Here is a 17,186-nt window from a genome sequence, read left to right as displayed (position 1 = left end):
CACTATGAAAATTGGAATTATTGGAGCAATGGATCAAGAGGTCAAAATTCTAAAAGAAAAATTGACAGACACGATGTCATGGGAACGAGCAGGCGCTTTATTTGTTTCTGGTTCGTTAGGAAGACATGAGGTGATTGTGGTTCGTTCAGGAATTGGTAAAGTGGCCTCAGCTGTGACCACGACTTTATTGATTCATCAATATGGCGTAAATATGGTGATTAATACAGGTTCTGCTGGTGGTATCGGTGAAGGACTAAAAGTCGGCGATTTAGTCATTGCAGACAAATTAGCTTACTTTGATGTTGATGTCACTGGTTTTGGTTATGCCTATGGACAATTGCCTGGTGGTGTGCCTTTGTATTTTGAAACAAGTGAATACTTGCGGATGGAAATTGCGAAAGCTGCTGAAAAAACTGGTTTAGCTATTCGTAAAGGATTGATTGTTACTGGAGATACTTTTGTGGACAGCGCTGAGAAAATCGCCAAAATTAAGAAAGAGTTTCCTGAAGCCTTAGCTTGTGAAATGGAAGGCGCAGCAATTGGCCAAGCCGCTTCACAGTTCAATATTCCATTCTTAGTTGTACGGGCAATGAGTGATACAGCAGATGGCGAAGCAACTCAAAGCTTTGACGAATTCATCGATGAAGCTGGGAAAAAATCAGCCGAAATGGTTATTCATTTTGTCGAAAACTTAGTTTAAAAAGAGAAAGAAACAGCCATCATTTCATCAATGAAATGATGGCTGTTTCTTTCTGAGTTATTGTCATTTAATGGAAGGTTTTTAAATACTGTTCTTTTTGTTTACGCGTTAATTTTTTAAAGGCGGCTTCGGCTTTGGTGGCCGCGCTACGTGTTTCAAATTTCTCTGTATGAATCATTTTGACTGGCCGTCGTTTGGCTAATCGAGTATATTTTGCACCAGTTCCGCTATTATGTTCGGTTAATCGACGTTCTGGCTCAGTTGTATAGCCACCGTAAAAGGAACCATCTTGGCAAAGTAAAACATAAAAATAATGGGATTTCTTATTCTCCATAAAGCATAGCCTTCATTTCTGCTTCGTATTCGTTCTTTTCATTGTATGTAAAAAGAGGTGGTAACACACGAAAACCGTCTTTTTTGCCTTGTTTAATGCCTTCAATTAGTAAAACATTAGCTTCTTTGCCTGGCTTCGGATAAACAAACCGAGCTTTTTTCGGCGCAATATTGGCGTTTTCCATGGCATGTAAAATATCCAGGAAACGATCAGGACGATGAACCATTGCGAGGCGACCATTTGTTTTTAATAAATCCGCCGACACAGTGACCACTTCTTGAAGAGACGTGTGAATTTCATGACGGGCAATCGCTAAGTGCGGGTTTGGATTTTTTTGGCTAGTTGGTCGTTCTTTAAAGTATGGGGGGTTACATAGTACTAAATCGACAGAATCTTTTTTGATGACCTCTGTCGCTTGTTTTAAATCACGTTCATACATCGTTACTTGTTTTTCCAATTTATTTAATAGAATACTTCGTTGACCCATATCTGCCAAACGAGGTTGTAATTCGATTTGGTCGATCTTTGCAGCTGTTTTCCGACTAACGAAGAGGCCGACCGCGCCATTGCCAGCACACAAATCGACAATCTTGCCTTTTTTTGGTAGTTGCGGAAAATTAGCCAATAAGACTGCATCAATGGAAAAAGAAAAGACTTCTTTGCTTTGAATAATTTGAATATCATCCGCATATAATTGATCAATCCGTTCGCCGGATAATAACATAGATTAAGAACCTCCAACTTTTCATCTGATTGTTCATGTATTATACTACTTTTAAACCCGTATGACAAAATCTGTTCCCTAGATTAGTGGGGGCATGTTATTTCTCTGATTGATAGAAGTAAAAAAAGCTTGTCAAAAGGTAGAGCTTTCGGCATACTAGAAAGCGGAGAGAAGAAAGGAAGAAAATTATGTTTTTTACATTTATGCGTGGCGTGGTTCGCGTCATTTTATTTGTGATTAATGGAAATGCACATTATGAAAATAAAGAAAAATTACCAAAAGACCAAAACTATGTCTTAGTTGCGCCGCATCGAACATGGTGGGAACCGCTGTATTTAGCTGTTGCTGGCAGTCCTAAGAAGTTTAGCTTTATGGCAAAAAAAGAGTTGTTTAAAAATCCTGTTTTACGTTTCATTTTAAAACATGCGAATGCGTTTCCGGTGGATCGTGAGAAGCCCGGTCCCAGCGCGATTAAAACACCTGTCAAAATTTTAAAAAATTCTGATTTAAGTTTGATTATGTTCCCTAGTGGCACGCGTCATTCCTCAGAATTAAAAGGTGGGGTAGCCTTGATTGCTAAAATGGGTCGAGTACCTATCGTGCCATCTGTTTATCAAGGTCCGTTAACTTTAAAAGAGTTGTTTAAACGTAAAAAAGTAACGGTTCGTTTTGGGGACCCAATCGATATTAGCGATATTAAAAAAATGGATAAAGACGGTTTAGCTGAAGTGGAACGTCGGATGCAAGAAGCATTTGATCAGTTAGATAAAGAAATTGATCCAACTTTTAAGTATGATTCAACAGAAAAAGAATAAAACAAACCGCTATAGAATAGGTATGTTACTGGCAGGTAGTCTCATCAAAAGATGATGCTTCCTGTCTTTTTTCTTGCGTTAAGAAAAAAGTTTGTTAAAAATCTAATTCTTCTGTCCGATTTTCTTAAAAAATACCAGAAATTTGTTATAATAAGAAGAAGGACTTTTTTAGGCGGTGAAAAAATGAAATTTTTACATACAGCAGATTGGCATATTGGCAAAAAATTACATGGTTTTGATTTGTTGGCAGAACAAAGAGAAGCCTTTAAACAAATCTTAGCAATTGCGAAAGAAGAGCAAGTGGATGCTGTTGTGATCGCTGGAGATTTGTATGATCGCTCTGTTCCAGCGGTTGAAGCAGTCGAGGTTTTTAATGAAATGATGATTCAAATGAATCTCAAAGAGCATTTCCCCGTGTTAGCTATTTCGGGAAACCATGATAGCAGTACTCGTTTAGAAACAGGAGGCCCTTGGTTTAACCAAACGCAATTTCATTTGAATACGCGTTTAGAACAAGCCTTTCAACCAATTGAAATCGACAATACCCAATTTTATTTGTTGCCTTATTTTGAACCGATTGCGGCTCGCTTATATTTTGAAGATGAAACGATTCGAACGATTCAGGCGGCGATGGAAAAAGTTGTCGCGAAAATGCAGGAATCTTTTCTCCCCAACAAAAAACAAGTGTTAGTTAGTCATTTTTTTGTCGCTGGCAGTGAAAAAACTGATTCTGAAACAAAATTAACAGTGGGTGGTTTGGATGTTGTTCCAACGGCTTTGTTAGAGCCTTTTGATTATGTCGCGTTGGGCCACTTACATGGAAAAAATGCGTTGCAGGCACCTAATGCTCGATACAGTGGTTCGCCTGTAAAATTTTCTTTATCAGAAATGACACAAGAAAAGGGTGTTTGGCTTGTTGAAACAGAAACTGAAGTTCATTTTCAATTCCGTGCTTTGAAACCATTACGAGACATTCAACAATTGACGGGCTCGTTTCAGCAGTTAACGGATCCCGCTTTTTATCAAGAAGTGAATCGGGAAAATTATTTACATGTCCAATTAACCGACCGAGCGATCATTCCCAACATGATGAATCAATTGCGAAAAATTTACCCCAAAATTATTGGGTTGGAACGTTTGAATGGTCGAGAAACAAGCAACGGAAATCAGAAAAAAGTGGTACAAATAGAACAACGTTCACCAGAAGAACATCTGCATGACTTTTTTAACGATGTGACAGGAGAGGCCTTGACAGAACAACAAGCACAATGGGTCCAAGAAGAACTGAGTACACTTAATCAATTAGAAAGAGGGAAGTAACAGGATGAAACCATTATCTTTAACATTGAAAAACTTCGGACCGTATATTAATGAAACCATTGATTTTACGAAGTTTGAAGATTCTTCACTTTTTCTAATTAGTGGAAAAACAGGGTCTGGGAAAACAACGATTTTTGATGGAATGAGCTATGCTTTGTTTGGTGAAAGTTCTGGAAAATTACGTTTAGGCAAAGAAATGCGTTCCACATTTGCTGACCCCTCAGAAGCCACTGAAGTTACTTTGCTTTTTAAACATAACGAGTATCTCTATGAACTGAACCGCCTTCCCGAACAAGAACTTTTTAAAAAACGTGGCACAGGAGTCCGTAAACAAAGTGCCAAAATTTCTTTAATTGTCAAAGATGCTCAAGGAAAAGAACTACGAGCCTATTCTAAAAGACGTGAAGTGGACGAACTCATTCAAGAATTATTGCATTTAAATGCCAATCAATTTGCTCAAATTGTATTGTTACCACAAGGAGAGTTTCGGACTTTTTTAATTGCTAAAAGTGATGAAAAAGAAAAGGTTTTGCGTAATTTATTCGGAACAGAATTGTATCAGTTGTTCAGCGAAAATTTAAAAGAACGCTTAAAAATTGCCAATCAAGAGATTCAAGAAACCCAGCAAAAAATTGAACTGAAAACAGAACAGTTGCATTGGTCAGAAGAACCTGAACCGACAATGACACTTTTTGAAAAACTTCAATTATTAGAAAGCCAACAACAAGAGGCTCAGCAACAACTATTAGTTGAAAGAGAACAAATTGCAACCTTAAAACAAGCCAAACAAGCAAAAGAGCAAGTTCGTTATGCTATTGAAGAACGGCAAAACTTGCAACAGCAAAAAGAAGAATTACTGGAAAAGAAAGCAAAACAAGCTGAACAGGAAACCGTCATTGAGCGGCTAAAGGAACAGATTCAGCAATTAAAATGGAGCCAAAAACAGCAATCTTTAGCTGAAAAAGTCTTTGAAAAACGAAGCGAAAAACAACAAAAAGAGCAAGAAACAAAGTCCAAACAACAAGCTCTCATGGAAACGCAACAAGCATTGACGGATTGGCAAGCAATCATGAGTGAGTTGGAAGAACAACAACCATTAATTGCTGAAAAACAAGAACGTCTTCAAACGATTCAACGTCAATTACCACAATACCAAGAATATGAACAGTTAGCCCAACGAAAAATAGCAGAGCAAGCCAATTATCAAGCCATTCAAGAAGAGTATGAATCTTGCCAACAGGAAAAAATAACATTAGAGGATAAAGTGGCGACAGCCAAACAATTTATTGAACAAGAAGGAACACTTGAAAAAGCAAATTTTGAATGTTCTAGTGTAGCAGATCATTGGCAAAATTTTGTAGAACGTTGGCAAAAAAATCAAAAAGCTTGGCAAAAAATTAGTCAAAACCAAGCGGAATTGCACGAGTTGACACAACGGTTTGCAGTTGAACAGCAACAAAAAAGCGCCGAAGAAGCGAAGTTGCAGACAAAGAAAAGTCAATGGGCCTCTTTACAAATCCAACGTTTAAGCTTATTACTTGAAGAGGGGGAACCTTGCCCAGTTTGTGGCTCTTTAGAACATCCAAAGCAACAAACTCATCAAGAAGTTTCCCTAGAAGAGATTGATCAAGCGGAACGGGAATTAACGGAAGTTGAAAAAACGGTTCAACGATTTACTGAAACGCTCTCTGCATTAGGGGCGGAAAAGCAACAGAAAGAAAGCCAATTACAAGAACAGGAAGCTGCGTATACTGAGGAACAAGAACAATTAGCAGCCCAGTTTGCTGACTTGCAGTTGCCGTTAACAGGACTAACTTTTTCACAAGTAACACCTGCAGAAATTGCGGAAGTTGAGTCGCAATTAGCTAAAGAAAAACAACGAATAGCACAAAAACTAACGGAAATTTCAGTCGAAAAGGACCATCTAGCGGAACTAGAAGAACAAGTAGCTGAAAATTCCCAACGCTTTGAAGTGCTCCGACAACAAGTAGAAACAATGCAACAAAGTCTGGAAAGAATCACTATCCAGCAGCAAATGATTGCTAGCCAATTATTGGATGCAACCGTCACATACGAAGAAATGACCAAACAACAAACTTTGCTTCAAGAAGAACTCTCTGCATTTGAACGTCAAAAAGAAAACGTGACGACACAAGGAGAAACCTTGAAGAAAGAAGAAATGATCCTTGAAAGTACCTTGACGCATTTGGAGAAAGAACAACAAACACTTCAACAAACAGTCGCGCAACTTGAGAGTCAGTTAAACGCAATTTTAACGGAACAAGGCGTGACAGAGGACCAATTGACGGAGTGGTTGAAAGAGGTACCGACACTAGAAAGTCAGCAAGAACAAATTTCTTTATTTGAACAAGAGCAAACCCAACTGACTATCCAACTCGCTGAAATTGAGAAAAAATTATCTAGTGATACGTTCCCAGAATTATCTTTAATCACCACAGAAATTGAACAAATAACACAACAAATTGAAGAACAAGAAAAAAAATACTATCAACTGCATGAAAAAATGCTGAACAACCAACAGTTGCTTCAAGAAATTAATGCGCAAAGAACAACAATTGAAGACAAGTTTGAGGAAGTTGCTGCACTACAACAGTTGGCAGATACGGTGAATGGCAATAATCCTAAAAAAATTAGTTTTGAACGGTATATGTTACAAACGTATTTAGAAAGAGTGCTGACAGTCGCTAATCAGCGTTTAGACCGCCTGACCAATAGTCGTTATCAATTTGAATTGAATCACGAAGCAGGCAGTTATCGGAATCAAACGGGGCTAGAAATCAATATTTATGATGACAATTCAGGGACGGTGCGCAGCGCTCACACGTTATCAGGCGGGGAAAGTTTTATAGCAGCGTTAGCTTTGGCACTTTCTTTAGCAGAAGTGATTCAAGAACAAGCAGGCGGAGTCTTAATTGATGCGTTGTTTATTGATGAAGGCTTTGGTTCCTTAGATGAAGAAGCATTGGAAATGGCAATGGAGGCGTTAGAAACGATTGAAAATGAAGGCCGCATGATTGGGATTATTAGTCATATTGGCGAATTAAAAGCACGAATTCCACAACAATTACAAATAAAAAGCAATGGGAATGGTCAAAGTACCGTTCGCTATCAGCTAGCTTAGTAGAAGAGGAGGTGAGTCGATGAAATGGAGTATTCCAGAGCGAATCGTTGAACAGGGGCGCGAATATATGCAAGAAGGCCGGGTCTTATCTATCGTTCAAAATCCAGAAAAAAGGATCTGGTTGTCTGAGGTTTTAGGGGAAGAACTTTATCTTGTTGAACTGGATGGTACCGCCAAAGAACAAGATGTTTGTGAATGTCAATATTGGATGGAACATGGCTATTGCAAGCATACAGTGGCAGTTGAACTGGCACTGAAACAACGAGGCGTGTCAAGAATTATTCAAGCGAATCAAACAGTCAGTTTTGAGAAAACAAATCGATCAACAGCTGAAATGTTTACCAAAGGCTTTGCCAAATTAAGCAAACCTTCTGCCGAAGTTCCCTTGCAGCCTTTACGTTTAGAATTTCATTTAGATGTGATTGAAACGAATAATTACTATCCAGAATTATCAACGATTGGTCTTTCTTTAAAAATTGGTTTGGAAGGCACCAAACCTAAAACATATATTGTGAAAAATATTGGTGATTTTTTACAAGCATATGAAAAAGAAATGACTTTTATGGTGAATAAACAACACCAATTTACTTTGCTACATGATTCTTTTTCAATGGAGATTCAAGAAATTTTAACAGAACTTGCGGCAATTTATCATACCAGCCAATTATTAGGTGCAAACGGTATTCAAGTTAAAGGGAAAATCGACAAACGTTATCTATTATTACCAATTGATCGCAGTCAATCGTTAGTTGAAAAAATGAATCGAACGGGTCAGTTTATATTGACCAATCAAACTCATAAGTATCGCTATCTAACGTTCAAAGAAACCAGTTTGCCACTTACGTTTACAGTGCAAAAAACCGAGGAACAAAGCTTCAAATTAACTATTCAGAATCCTATTACAACGTTTCTAGCCCATTATCACTGGGCGATTGCGGATCAAACGGTTTATTTACTAACAGAAGAGCAGGAAGCCATCTACACCACGTTACTTCAATTAATGAAACGCTTGGAAGAGCCGTCAATTATTTATGAAAAAGAAACAGTTTCTGATTTATTTAGTGAAGTGTTACCATTATTGGAAAAAATTGGTCGAGTGTCTGTTGAAGAATCAGTTGAAGAATTAGTCGTCCATCATCCTTTAAAAGCAGTCTTTATTTTTAAGAAAATTAAAGGTCGGATTAACGCTCGGATTGACTATCACTATGGAGAAGTCATTTTCTCGACAAACCCGAAATATGCTCAATTACCTGAAGTTAATCAAGAAATCGTTCGAGATAAAGCAAAAGAAACAGCAATTAAACAGCAATTTCAACAGTTTGCCTATCAGCAAACAACCACAGGCTTTGAAAAAGTCTTACCTGCTGGAGAGTCCTTGTATTATTTCTTTAAAGCCGAGGTTCCAGCTTTCCGTCAATTAGGAGAAGTTCGGATGGGACGGAAATTACGGGAATTGTATTTAGATGCCCAGCATCATCAACCAACGATTGAAGTTGCGGAAGGGGATTCTTGGTTAGATATTCGGTTTGATGTCACTGGCATTGATGAAACCGAAATCGATGCAGTCTTGACTAGTCTGCTACGTAATGATGCTTTTTATACGTTAAAAAGTGGTGAAATTCTTGCTTTTGACTCAGAGGAATTTTTCCATACAAGTGCAATTTTAACGAAGCTGCGAAAAAATATGCATCAAGAAGACAATGTCATTCATGTGCCCAAAAATCAAGGTCTCATGATCGAAAGTTTATTAGAAGACAACGAGCGGGCACATTTTTCAGATTCCTTTAAAAAAATGGTCACGGATTTAACGCATCCAGAAAACTTTGAAGCGCAAGTCCCCAAAACCTTACAAGCAACGTTACGCCATTACCAAGAAACAGGTTATAAATGGCTGAAAATGCTTAGCCATTATCAATTTGGCGGTATTTTAGCTGATGAAATGGGTTTAGGGAAGACACTGCAAACCATTACCTATTTACTTTCGGAAAAAGAAGAAGAGCGCTTGAAAGGGACAGCTTTGATTGTCGCACCTGCAAGTTTAACCTATAACTGGTTAGCCGAAGTCAAACGTTTTGCGCCAACCTTAAATGTTCAAGTGGTTTCTGGCAACCGCCAAGAACGAGCAGCGCTTTTACAAAATAGCACTGAAGATATTCTGATTACTTCTTATGCAAGTATGCGACAAGATGTTCAGCTTTATCAGGAAATGCGTGTCGGCTATTTGATTCTAGATGAGGCTCAAATGGTTAAAAATAGTGGGACCAAAACGGCGCAAGCCTTAAAAAGTTTAAAAGTACCGCAACGTTTTGCATTAAGTGGCACACCAATTGAAAATAATTTAGATGAACTGTGGTCAATTTTCCAAATGATCTTACCGGGATTGTTCCCAGGCAAAAAAGCCTTTCGAGAAATTAAGCCGGAAGAAATTGCCAAAATGATTCAACCATTCATTTTACGACGAGACAAGAAAACGGTGCTCGCAGACTTACCAGAAAAAATTGAAAATAATATGTACAGTGTCTTAACAGAAGAACAAAAAACGGTTTATTTGGCCTATCTAAAACAAATGCAAGCAGATGTTAGTCAAATGGATCAGGCAACCTTCAAGAAAAATCGTATGAGTATTTTAGCAGGCTTGACCCGTTTACGACAAATCTGTTGCGATCCGCGTTTGTTTATTGAGGATTACACGGGAGGTTCTGGCAAAGTGGAACAAGTCAAAGACTTTTTAGTGGCTGCAAAAGAAAACAATCGTCGTGTTCTATTATTTTCTCAGTTCACAAGCATGCTTTCTATCTTAGAAAAAGAATTGAATGAATTAGGTTTAGAGACGTTCTATTTACGAGGAAGTACGAAGCCCCAAGATCGGTTAACGATGGCGAATGCCTTCAATGAAGGAGAAAAAGATGTCTTTTTAATTTCATTGAAAGCAGGGGGAACCGGACTAAATTTAACTGGTGCAGATACAGTTATTTTATACGATTTATGGTGGAATCCCGCAGTCGAAGAACAAGCGGCTGGTCGGGCGCACCGCATGGGACAAAAAAAGGTTGTTGAAGTGTGGCGGATGATTGCAGAAGGAACGGTTGAAGAAAAAATGAATTCCTTACAGCAAGAGAAACGCGAGCTGTTCCAAAAAGTGATTCAAGGAAATGAAGAGCAATTAGCGAAAATGACGGAAGAAGATATTCGCACAATTTTAAGCATTGGAGAATAGAAAAAAACCTAACTACATTTCAAATTTGAAGCGTAGTTAGGCTTTTTTATTTTTAAAGATTAAATAATTTCTCCACAGTCGGACAAAGTTCAGTGAAACAAGTGACTTCTGCAAGGTGTGATGCAGGTTGGCAACTTGGTAGTTCACGAGAGCGGTGGTTAAACCAAAGAGAATGCCAGCCACCATTACGTGCGCCTACAATATCATTGTCATAACTATCACCAACATATAAAGTATGTTCAGGTTCCATACAAAATTGATTACAGGCTAAATCAAAAATTTCCTTTTCAGGTTTTTGAAAACCCGTACTTTGAGAAATAATGATATTTTGGCTTGGAACCCATTTTTCAAGATTCAATTGTTTAACTTTTTTAAATTGATGGTCTGTTGGACCATTTGTAATAATCCCCATCGGAATTTCCTTTTCTTGTAAAGTATCAAGAAGCTTAGTAACTTCTGGATGCATCGTAATATTATCCAATTCTTCTTCATAAACTTGTTGGAAAATTTTTCCTTCTTCTTGTGAAATTCCTGGATAGTTTAGATCCTTTAATGTTTCATTCATCCGGAAAAACCGCATGAAATCTAGGGACCATTCATTGGCTAAAACTTTCGGAAACGTTTCATCGCTGTGGTGTCTAAAACGAAGATACAATTCATGCATATCCTCTGTCGCAACGTTCGGGAAAATTTTAGTCATCGCATTTCGAAAGGGTTGTTGCTGATCGTACAGCGTGTCATCAACATCAAAAACAATGGTTCTCATTTAACAAGTGCACCTCTTAACTTTTTTACAAAACTTTTCATATGTTATATTGTAGCTGATATTTTCACAAATAAATAGAGTATTTTTCACTGTATTTCAAGGTTTTTCGCAGAAATCAAAGCCTTGCGGGAAAAGACAATTATAGTTATTTTTACCGAAAAAATGGAAACGATAAATGAAAAAATATTCTGATAATGAAAAGTTTGTGAAAATGGTTTTGAGTCAAAGTTACTTAAATAACATGTGTTCTGATAGAAGTTAGAATTTTGCAAGAGACCGTCTTTTTCCGTATAATGAGTGAGAATGAAGGGGGAGAGTTAAGGAGTTATGTTAAAGCGTTTTTTTGGGTATTATCGACCTTATCGTCGATTATTTATTTTGGATTTTGGGTGTGCCGTTTTTGCGGGGCTGTTAGAGTTGGCTTTTCCAGTAGCAGTCAACCAAGTAATTGATAAGATTATGCCAAAAGGAGATTTTCGCCTCATTGCATTAGCTAGTGCGGGCTTATTTGCATTTTATATAATCAATACGTTTTTACAATTTATTGTGGTTTATTTTGGTCATATGTTAGGCGTGAATATTGAAACAGATATGCGTGAAGAATTATATCAGCATCTTCAAACACAACCGTTTGAGTATTATGATAATCAAAAAACAGGGAAATTAATGAGCCGTTTGACCACTGATCTTTTTGAAATTTCGGAAGTGGCGCATCATGGTCCAGAAGACGTCTTTATTACGATTATGACGTTAGCAGGTTCTTTTTTATTAATGTTAACCATTCACGTGAAATTAGCCATCGCTACGTTTATTTTATTGCCATTTATCACGATTGCGCTAGGCTATTTTAATAAAAAAATGACAAAAGCGAATACGGATATTTACGATAATTTAGGTGAATTTAATGCTGGGATTGAAGCGTCAGTAAGTGGGATACGTGTCACGCAATCTTTTGCAAATGAACCATTTGAACGAAAACAGTTTAATTATTTAAATCAAATGTATCGAAAATCGAAATTATATTTTTATAAGGTGATGGGTGTCAGTTCCGCCTATAATTACTTATTAATTCGTCTGATAAATTTATTTTCATTAATTTTTGGTGCGTATTATACAATTAAAGGAGAAATTACAGAAGGTCAGTTTGTAGGATTTATTTTATTAGCCAATATTTTTATTCGACCGATTGAAAAAGTCAATAATATGATTGAAAGTTATCCCAAAGGATTTGCTGGTTTTAAACGTTTTACGGAAGAAATGGACAAACAACCGGCCATCAAAGATTTGCCAGGAGCTGTTGCTGTTTCGCATTTAGAAGGAACGATTGCCTATAAAGATGTTTCATTTGCTTATGAAGATGGCACAAAAGTTTTAGACCATATCAATTTAAAAATTCAACCTGGTGAAACCGTTGCTTTCGTTGGACAAAGTGGTTCAGGAAAAACGACCTTGTGTAATCTGTTGCCTCGTTTTTATGAAGTCAGTAGTGGTGAAATTACGATTGACGATAGAAATATCCAGCAAATGACCTTGGCTTCATTACGTAAGCAAATTGGAATTGTTCAACAAGATGTGTTTTTATTCCCTGGAACATTACGAGAAAATATTGCTTATGGGAATTTAAATGCTACAGAAATAGACATTCAACAAGCGGTGAAATTAGCACATTTAGAACATGTAATTCAGCTAATGCCAGATGGCTTGGACACAATTATTGGCGAACGTGGCGTGAAATTATCGGGCGGTCAAAAGCAACGAGTGGCAATTGCGCGAATGTTCTTGAAGAACCCGCCGATTTTAATTCTAGATGAAGCGACTTCTGCATTAGATACAGAAACAGAGCAAGTGATTCAAGAGTCATTAAACTCGTTAGCTGACGGGCGAACAACATTAATTATTGCCCACAGACTGGCCACGATTAAACATGCTGATCGAATAATCGTAGTGAGTGACCAAGGAATTTTAGAAGATGGAACACATGAAACTTTGTACGCGCAAAGAGGACACTATCGTCGCTTGTACGATGCTCAATTTAGAACATAAAAAAAACCGCGAATAAAAATTCGCGGGTTTTTATTATGTTTAGTTAGCGCCGAACTTTTCTTCCCAAACCAACAGCATTTTTCATTCGTTGAAGTGTTTTGTTGGCTACCTGGCGAGCGTTTTCTGCGCCCTCATCTAAAATCATATCTAATTCTTCTGAAGCTAGAAGCTCTTGGTAGCGCACTTGAATAGGTTCTAATAAGGCAACCACTGCTTCTGCTAAATCTGCCTTGAAGTCTCCATAGCCTTTGCCTTCGTAAGCTTGAACAAGCTCCTCAACAGTTTGACCTGTCGCAGCAGAATAAATATTTAGTAAGTTAGTAATGCCAGGTTTTTCTTCTTTATTATATTCAATTACACCAGTTGAATCAGTTACAGCAGAGCGGATTTTTTTGCGAATCACTGCTGGCTCATCAAGCATTGAAATAAAGCCCTTCACATTTGTATCAGACTTACTCATCTTTTTCGTTGGTTCTTGTAAGCTCATAATTCGACTACCTTGTTCAGCGATTTTTACTTCAGGCATCGTTAAAATTTCTTGATTTTTTTGGGCGTAACGTTTGTTGAAGCGTTCCACAAAATCACGTGTTAATTCTAAATGTTGTTTTTGATCATCTCCGACTGGCACTAAGTCAGCGTTGTACAACACGATATCACCAACCATTAATGGAGGGTATGTTAAAAGACCAGCGCTTACGCCAGCACGACCATTTTTTTGAGATTTATCTTTAAATTGTGTCATTCGCTCTAACTCACCAATAGAAGTATTGCACTGAATGATCCAACCAGCTTCTGCATGGGCACTCACTTCAGACTGTATGAAAATTGTTGCTTTTTGTGGGTCTAAACCAACCGCTAGGTAAAGAGCTGCTAAGCTACGAATTTGCTGGCGTAGCTTTTGCGGTTCTTGGGGAACGGTAATGGCATGTTCATCTACAATACAAAAATAACAATTGTATTCATTTTGTAATTCGATAAATTGTTTCATTGCACCAATGTAATTTCCGATTGTCGGAGTACCACTGGGCTGAATACCAGAAAAAATTGTTTTCATTAAATAACCACCTGACTTTAGACTTAAGATAGTGAATAGTTCTATTATACATTTTATTAGAAAAAAATACATGGGAACTTCTTGAAAAATCACCAAGAGAAGTAAATTATAACAGCAACCATAAAAATAGAAAACTGTATTACTTTTTTACAGAATCATAACGAATATCCATAAAATTTCATAAAAATTAACCCTAATTTTACACGGATGTAATGAAGGAAAAATAAACAAAGTTAATAAAAAATGTTTAAAAACCCCTAGTATTTTTATTAGAAATTAGGTATACTGGTTTTAAATAGAGGAACAGTACAGTTCCCTGTTTCAGAAACGCGATGATTCGCGAAAAGGAGTGATGCACAATGTTGACACTTTATACTTCCCCGAGTTGCACGTCATGTCGTAAGGCTAGAGCCTGGTTGCAAGAGCACGAAATTCCTTTTAAAGAAAGAAATATTTTTTCTGAACCTTTAAATATTGAGGAATTAAAAGCAATTTTAATCATGACAGAAGATGGAACAGAAGAGATTATCTCTACTCGCTCTAAAGTTTTCCAAAAATTAAATATGGATTTGGACGAGCTTCCACTTCAAGATTTATTAGAGTTGGTTCAAGAAAACCCTGGATTGTTGCGTCGGCCAATTATGATTGATGAGAAAAGATTACAAGTCGGTTTTAACGAAGATGAAATTCGTCGATTCTTACCAAGAGATGTTCGACAACTGGAATTGCGCCAAGCACAATTAATGGCAGGTTTATAAAAAATATAAAATTTTGTTCTTTATTTGTTAATTGTAATAAAGAACGATTCATATGAATTTAGGGCCAGGGATTTTTATCTCTGGCTTTTTAATACATATTTAGAACTTGTATTCATTTGATTTGGCAGAACGTGGTCAAGGAAAAATAGTATCTTTTTTGGAGAGACTGCGTTAAGATGAAGAGGTAGAAGGAGCGAAAAACCAATCGTTAAAAAAGTTCAAAGTTTATAAAACGTTCGCTAGTTTTCGAGGATTTACAGACTTTCCACTTTACTTTTGTGTAGTTTTCGCTACAATGAACGTAAGAAGTTTCCTGATTGAAGCAAAGAGAGGTGTAGCGCTATGGAAATGGAACATATTAATGAAAATACGATTCGTGTGTTAATTGGCAACGAAGACCTGGCGGATAGAGGGATTACTTTTCTTGACTTACTAGGAAACCACAAAGATGTTGAAAATTTCTTTTATAGTATTTTAGAAGAAGTTGATGTCGAAGATGAATTCCAAGGTAGTGAAGCAGTCACTTTCCAAGTCTTGCCTAAAAATGATGGCTTAGAACTGTTTATTAGTAAAAATGTCGCTATGGACGACTTGTCTTCCTTAGAAGGTCTGAGCGAAGTCAATGCAGATGTTAGCGAATTAATTCGCAAACAAATTGAAGCAGACAAAGCAGCCGCCGATGAACTTGATGAGATGGAAGCCACAGATGAAACAAACAGAAATGTAATCTTTGAATTAGATAATTTTGAAGCGATGATCCAATTATCCAAAGAAGTCTTCATGCAATCTGTTTTGACTAACTTATACACGTACAACGATCGTTATTACTTACAAGTTTTGTTCTTAACCGATGAATTAGAAAAAACAAATGTTGACAATGAAATTGCACAGATTTTAGAATTTGCTCATAAAACAACTGTCACTCAGGATACTTTAGTCGAATATGGCACTTGTATTATGGAACGCAGTGCGCTGGAATTAACACGTTATTACTTTAATGATTAAGCAAAAAAGCAAAAACTTTCGAGTTTTTGCTTTTTTTTTGATGAAAATTAAGAAACTTTGCGTAGTTTATTTATGAGAGGTGAAAATCATGTTAACAGCTTTAACGGCAGACAACCAAGAATTATTTTCTTTAATCGATTGCTCGATTGATGAATTAACACAGATACGAAGCGAACAAGCTTTTGTGTGTCCAATGTGTCATCAATCGGTCATTTTGAAGGCAGGCCCCATTAAAATACCCCATTTTGCTCATCGTAAAAAGAATAGTTGTTGGTACGAAGCAGAAGCTGAAACAGAAGAACACCTCCGCTTGAAGCAGCTTTTTGCGGAAAAGTGTTTACGCGAAAAGCTGTCCTTTCAAGTTGAGGCATACTTACCCACCTTGAAGCAACGCCCAGATTTACTCATTGGCAAGATAGCCATTGAAATTCAATGTAGCCCATTGCCAATTAAACGTTTGGTGGAACGGACAGAGACTTATCAAGCTCATGGCTATCAAGTTGTTTGGATTTTAGGTGAACGATTAGTGCCTAAAGACAAGCTCACGCAATTAACGAAACAATTTCTTTACTTTTCGGAGTCCTTGGGGTTTTATTTATGGACGGCCAATAAGAAACAAGAACGAATAGAGTTACTTTGTCATATTGAAGAGAGTCAATGTCAACAATTTTATAGAAGAAAACAATCATGGGATTTTTACGAAAAAAATTACTAGAAATCATCCAACTACCGACTGCTAATTTAAATTTACTGCCAGGTAGACAGCATACTGGTCAATTGATGCATGATTATTATCAAAAATTGACTCAACAACTTGGTTACAGAAATGCTCAGTTGCTTAGAACACAAAGCTTTTTATACACGAAAGGTTGTCACCTTCTCCAGTTACCTCCTTGGTTTTACTATCCTGGATTGAAGCTATTACCTTCTTCTGAAGAAGATATTCATTTAAAAATGCTTGTTTGGGAAGCACTAAAAACCAAAGAAGGGCGTTTAGTGACCAAACAGGAACTATGGCGTATCTTGGAAGCTAGTTTTTTGGAAGAAGGGAACTTTGTTTGGCAACCACTGCCGAATATTGGCTTAAAAAAGCTTTTTAAAATCGTGGGGAATAGCTTATTGAGCTGGTTACAAGAATGTTATGTGTTAATTAAAGTAAACAATAAGTACCTAATAACTAGTATTTTCCTAAGAGAAGATCCTGAAAAGCTCGTTCATTGGCTAAAAAAAGTGAAAAAACAACATTTTTTTAGTCACACGTGTTAAATTATGATAGTATAATGAGTAAAACGTTTCTTAAAGGAGAGT

Annotated in this window: 12 protein-coding genes and 1 pseudogene; 9 read left to right on the top strand and 4 right to left on the bottom strand. The window is 37.1% G+C overall.

The genetic code is table 11. The features are described 5' to 3' along the window. Positions 1 to 4: 4 nt before the first annotated feature. Positions 5 to 700, top strand: coding sequence for a 5'-methylthioadenosine/adenosylhomocysteine nucleosidase (locus IGJ90_RS10960; protein WP_002356454.1), 696 nt, complete (start codon positions 5 to 7; stop codon positions 698 to 700). A gap of 67 nt (positions 701 to 767) precedes the next feature. On the opposite strand, the gene IGJ90_RS10955 is transcribed toward IGJ90_RS10960, so the two are convergent. Continuing rightward, positions 768 to 1,034 carry a GIY-YIG nuclease family protein gene (locus IGJ90_RS10955; RefSeq protein ID WP_002356455.1) on the bottom strand — a complete coding sequence of 89 codons (267 nt, stop codon included), beginning with the start codon at positions 1,032 to 1,034 and terminating at the stop codon, positions 768 to 770. Continuing rightward, positions 1,024 to 1,758 (bottom strand): tRNA1(Val) (adenine(37)-N6)-methyltransferase, encoded by a 735-nt coding sequence (locus IGJ90_RS10950; RefSeq protein ID WP_002356457.1) that lies wholly within the window; start codon positions 1,756 to 1,758, stop codon positions 1,024 to 1,026. The genes IGJ90_RS10955 and IGJ90_RS10950 overlap by 11 nt, the downstream gene beginning before the upstream one ends. Before the next feature lie 188 nt (positions 1,759 to 1,946). Here IGJ90_RS10950 and IGJ90_RS10945 point away from each other — a divergent pair, with 188 nt between their 5' ends. From IGJ90_RS10945 to IGJ90_RS10930, 4 genes are read left to right on the top strand one after another with little or no spacing between them, the layout of a single operon-like run. Then, positions 1,947 to 2,573 (top strand): lysophospholipid acyltransferase family protein, encoded by a 627-nt coding sequence (locus IGJ90_RS10945; protein WP_002367188.1) that lies wholly within the window; start codon positions 1,947 to 1,949, stop codon positions 2,571 to 2,573. Positions 2,574 to 2,624: 51 nt separating this feature from the next. Beyond that, positions 2,625 to 3,893 (top strand): exonuclease SbcCD subunit D, encoded by a 1,269-nt coding sequence (locus IGJ90_RS10940; RefSeq protein WP_438768104.1) that lies wholly within the window; start codon positions 2,625 to 2,627, stop codon positions 3,891 to 3,893. A gap of 4 nt (positions 3,894 to 3,897) precedes the next feature. After that, positions 3,898 to 7,035 (top strand): SbcC/MukB-like Walker B domain-containing protein, encoded by a 3,138-nt coding sequence (locus tag IGJ90_RS10935; protein ID WP_002367185.1) that lies wholly within the window; start codon positions 3,898 to 3,900, stop codon positions 7,033 to 7,035. Positions 7,036 to 7,054: 19 nt separating this feature from the next. Further along, entirely contained in the window at positions 7,055 to 10,252 is a 3,198-nt protein-coding gene (locus tag IGJ90_RS10930; RefSeq protein ID WP_002367184.1) for a DEAD/DEAH box helicase, read from the top strand. Positions 10,253 to 10,304: 52 nt separating this feature from the next. Here the strand turns inward: IGJ90_RS10930 and IGJ90_RS10925 are convergent, their stop codons facing one another. Beyond that, positions 10,305 to 11,018 carry an HAD family hydrolase gene (locus IGJ90_RS10925; protein ID WP_002356474.1) on the bottom strand — a complete coding sequence of 238 codons (714 nt, stop codon included), beginning with the start codon at positions 11,016 to 11,018 and terminating at the stop codon, positions 10,305 to 10,307. Positions 11,019 to 11,345: 327 nt separating this feature from the next. On the opposite strand from IGJ90_RS10925, the gene IGJ90_RS10920 reads away from it, so the two are divergent. Beyond that, a complete protein-coding gene (locus IGJ90_RS10920; RefSeq protein WP_025186673.1) occupies positions 11,346 to 13,061 on the top strand; it encodes an ABC transporter ATP-binding protein in 1,716 nt (571 codons plus the stop codon). Positions 13,062 to 13,104: 43 nt separating this feature from the next. Here the strand turns inward: IGJ90_RS10920 and trpS are convergent, their stop codons facing one another. Next, positions 13,105 to 14,115, bottom strand: coding sequence for a tryptophan--tRNA ligase (gene trpS, locus IGJ90_RS10915; protein ID WP_002359559.1), 1,011 nt, complete (start codon positions 14,113 to 14,115; stop codon positions 13,105 to 13,107). 359 nt (positions 14,116 to 14,474) lie between these two features. Between trpS and spxA the strand changes: the two genes are divergently transcribed. The 3 genes and pseudogenes from spxA (at position 14,475) to IGJ90_RS10900 (ending at position 17,144) form a co-directional block, all read left to right on the top strand. Continuing rightward, positions 14,475 to 14,873 (top strand): transcriptional regulator SpxA, encoded by a 399-nt coding sequence (spxA, locus tag IGJ90_RS10910; RefSeq protein ID WP_002356477.1) that lies wholly within the window; start codon positions 14,475 to 14,477, stop codon positions 14,871 to 14,873. A 342-nt stretch (positions 14,874 to 15,215) separates the two neighbouring features. After that, entirely contained in the window at positions 15,216 to 15,878 is a 663-nt protein-coding gene (locus IGJ90_RS10905; protein WP_002356478.1) for an adaptor protein MecA, read from the top strand. A gap of 88 nt (positions 15,879 to 15,966) precedes the next feature. Continuing rightward, positions 15,967 to 17,144 (top strand): annotated as a pseudogene (locus IGJ90_RS10900) (competence protein CoiA). Positions 17,145 to 17,186: the final 42 nt, after the last annotated feature.

Origin of the sequence: Enterococcus sp. AZ129, from assembly GCF_051714505.1 — a bacterium.
Lineage (GTDB): Bacteria > Bacillota > Bacilli > Lactobacillales > Enterococcaceae > Enterococcus > Enterococcus faecalis.
This window is presented reverse-complemented; position numbering and strand designations above follow the sequence as displayed.

Coding starts and splice junctions, on each gene's coding strand:
- IGJ90_RS10960 (WP_002356454.1), top strand. CDS start 5: ATGAAAATTGGAATTATTGGAGCAATGGATCAAGAGGTCAAAATTCTA.
- IGJ90_RS10955 (WP_002356455.1), bottom strand. CDS start 1,034: ATGGAGAATAAGAAATCCCATTATTTTTATGTTTTACTTTGCCAAGAT.
- IGJ90_RS10950 (WP_002356457.1), bottom strand. CDS start 1,758: ATGTTATTATCCGGCGAACGGATTGATCAATTATATGCGGATGATATT.
- IGJ90_RS10945 (WP_002367188.1), top strand. CDS start 1,947: ATGTTTTTTACATTTATGCGTGGCGTGGTTCGCGTCATTTTATTTGTG.
- IGJ90_RS10940 (WP_438768104.1), top strand. CDS start 2,625: ATGATGCTTCCTGTCTTTTTTCTTGCGTTAAGAAAAAAGTTTGTTAAA.
- IGJ90_RS10935 (WP_002367185.1), top strand. CDS start 3,898: ATGAAACCATTATCTTTAACATTGAAAAACTTCGGACCGTATATTAAT.
- IGJ90_RS10930 (WP_002367184.1), top strand. CDS start 7,055: ATGAAATGGAGTATTCCAGAGCGAATCGTTGAACAGGGGCGCGAATAT.
- IGJ90_RS10925 (WP_002356474.1), bottom strand. CDS start 11,018: ATGAGAACCATTGTTTTTGATGTTGATGACACGCTGTACGATCAGCAA.
- IGJ90_RS10920 (WP_025186673.1), top strand. CDS start 11,346: ATGTTAAAGCGTTTTTTTGGGTATTATCGACCTTATCGTCGATTATTT.
- trpS (WP_002359559.1), bottom strand. CDS start 14,115: ATGAAAACAATTTTTTCTGGTATTCAGCCCAGTGGTACTCCGACAATC.
- spxA (WP_002356477.1), top strand. CDS start 14,475: ATGTTGACACTTTATACTTCCCCGAGTTGCACGTCATGTCGTAAGGCT.
- IGJ90_RS10905 (WP_002356478.1), top strand. CDS start 15,216: ATGGAAATGGAACATATTAATGAAAATACGATTCGTGTGTTAATTGGC.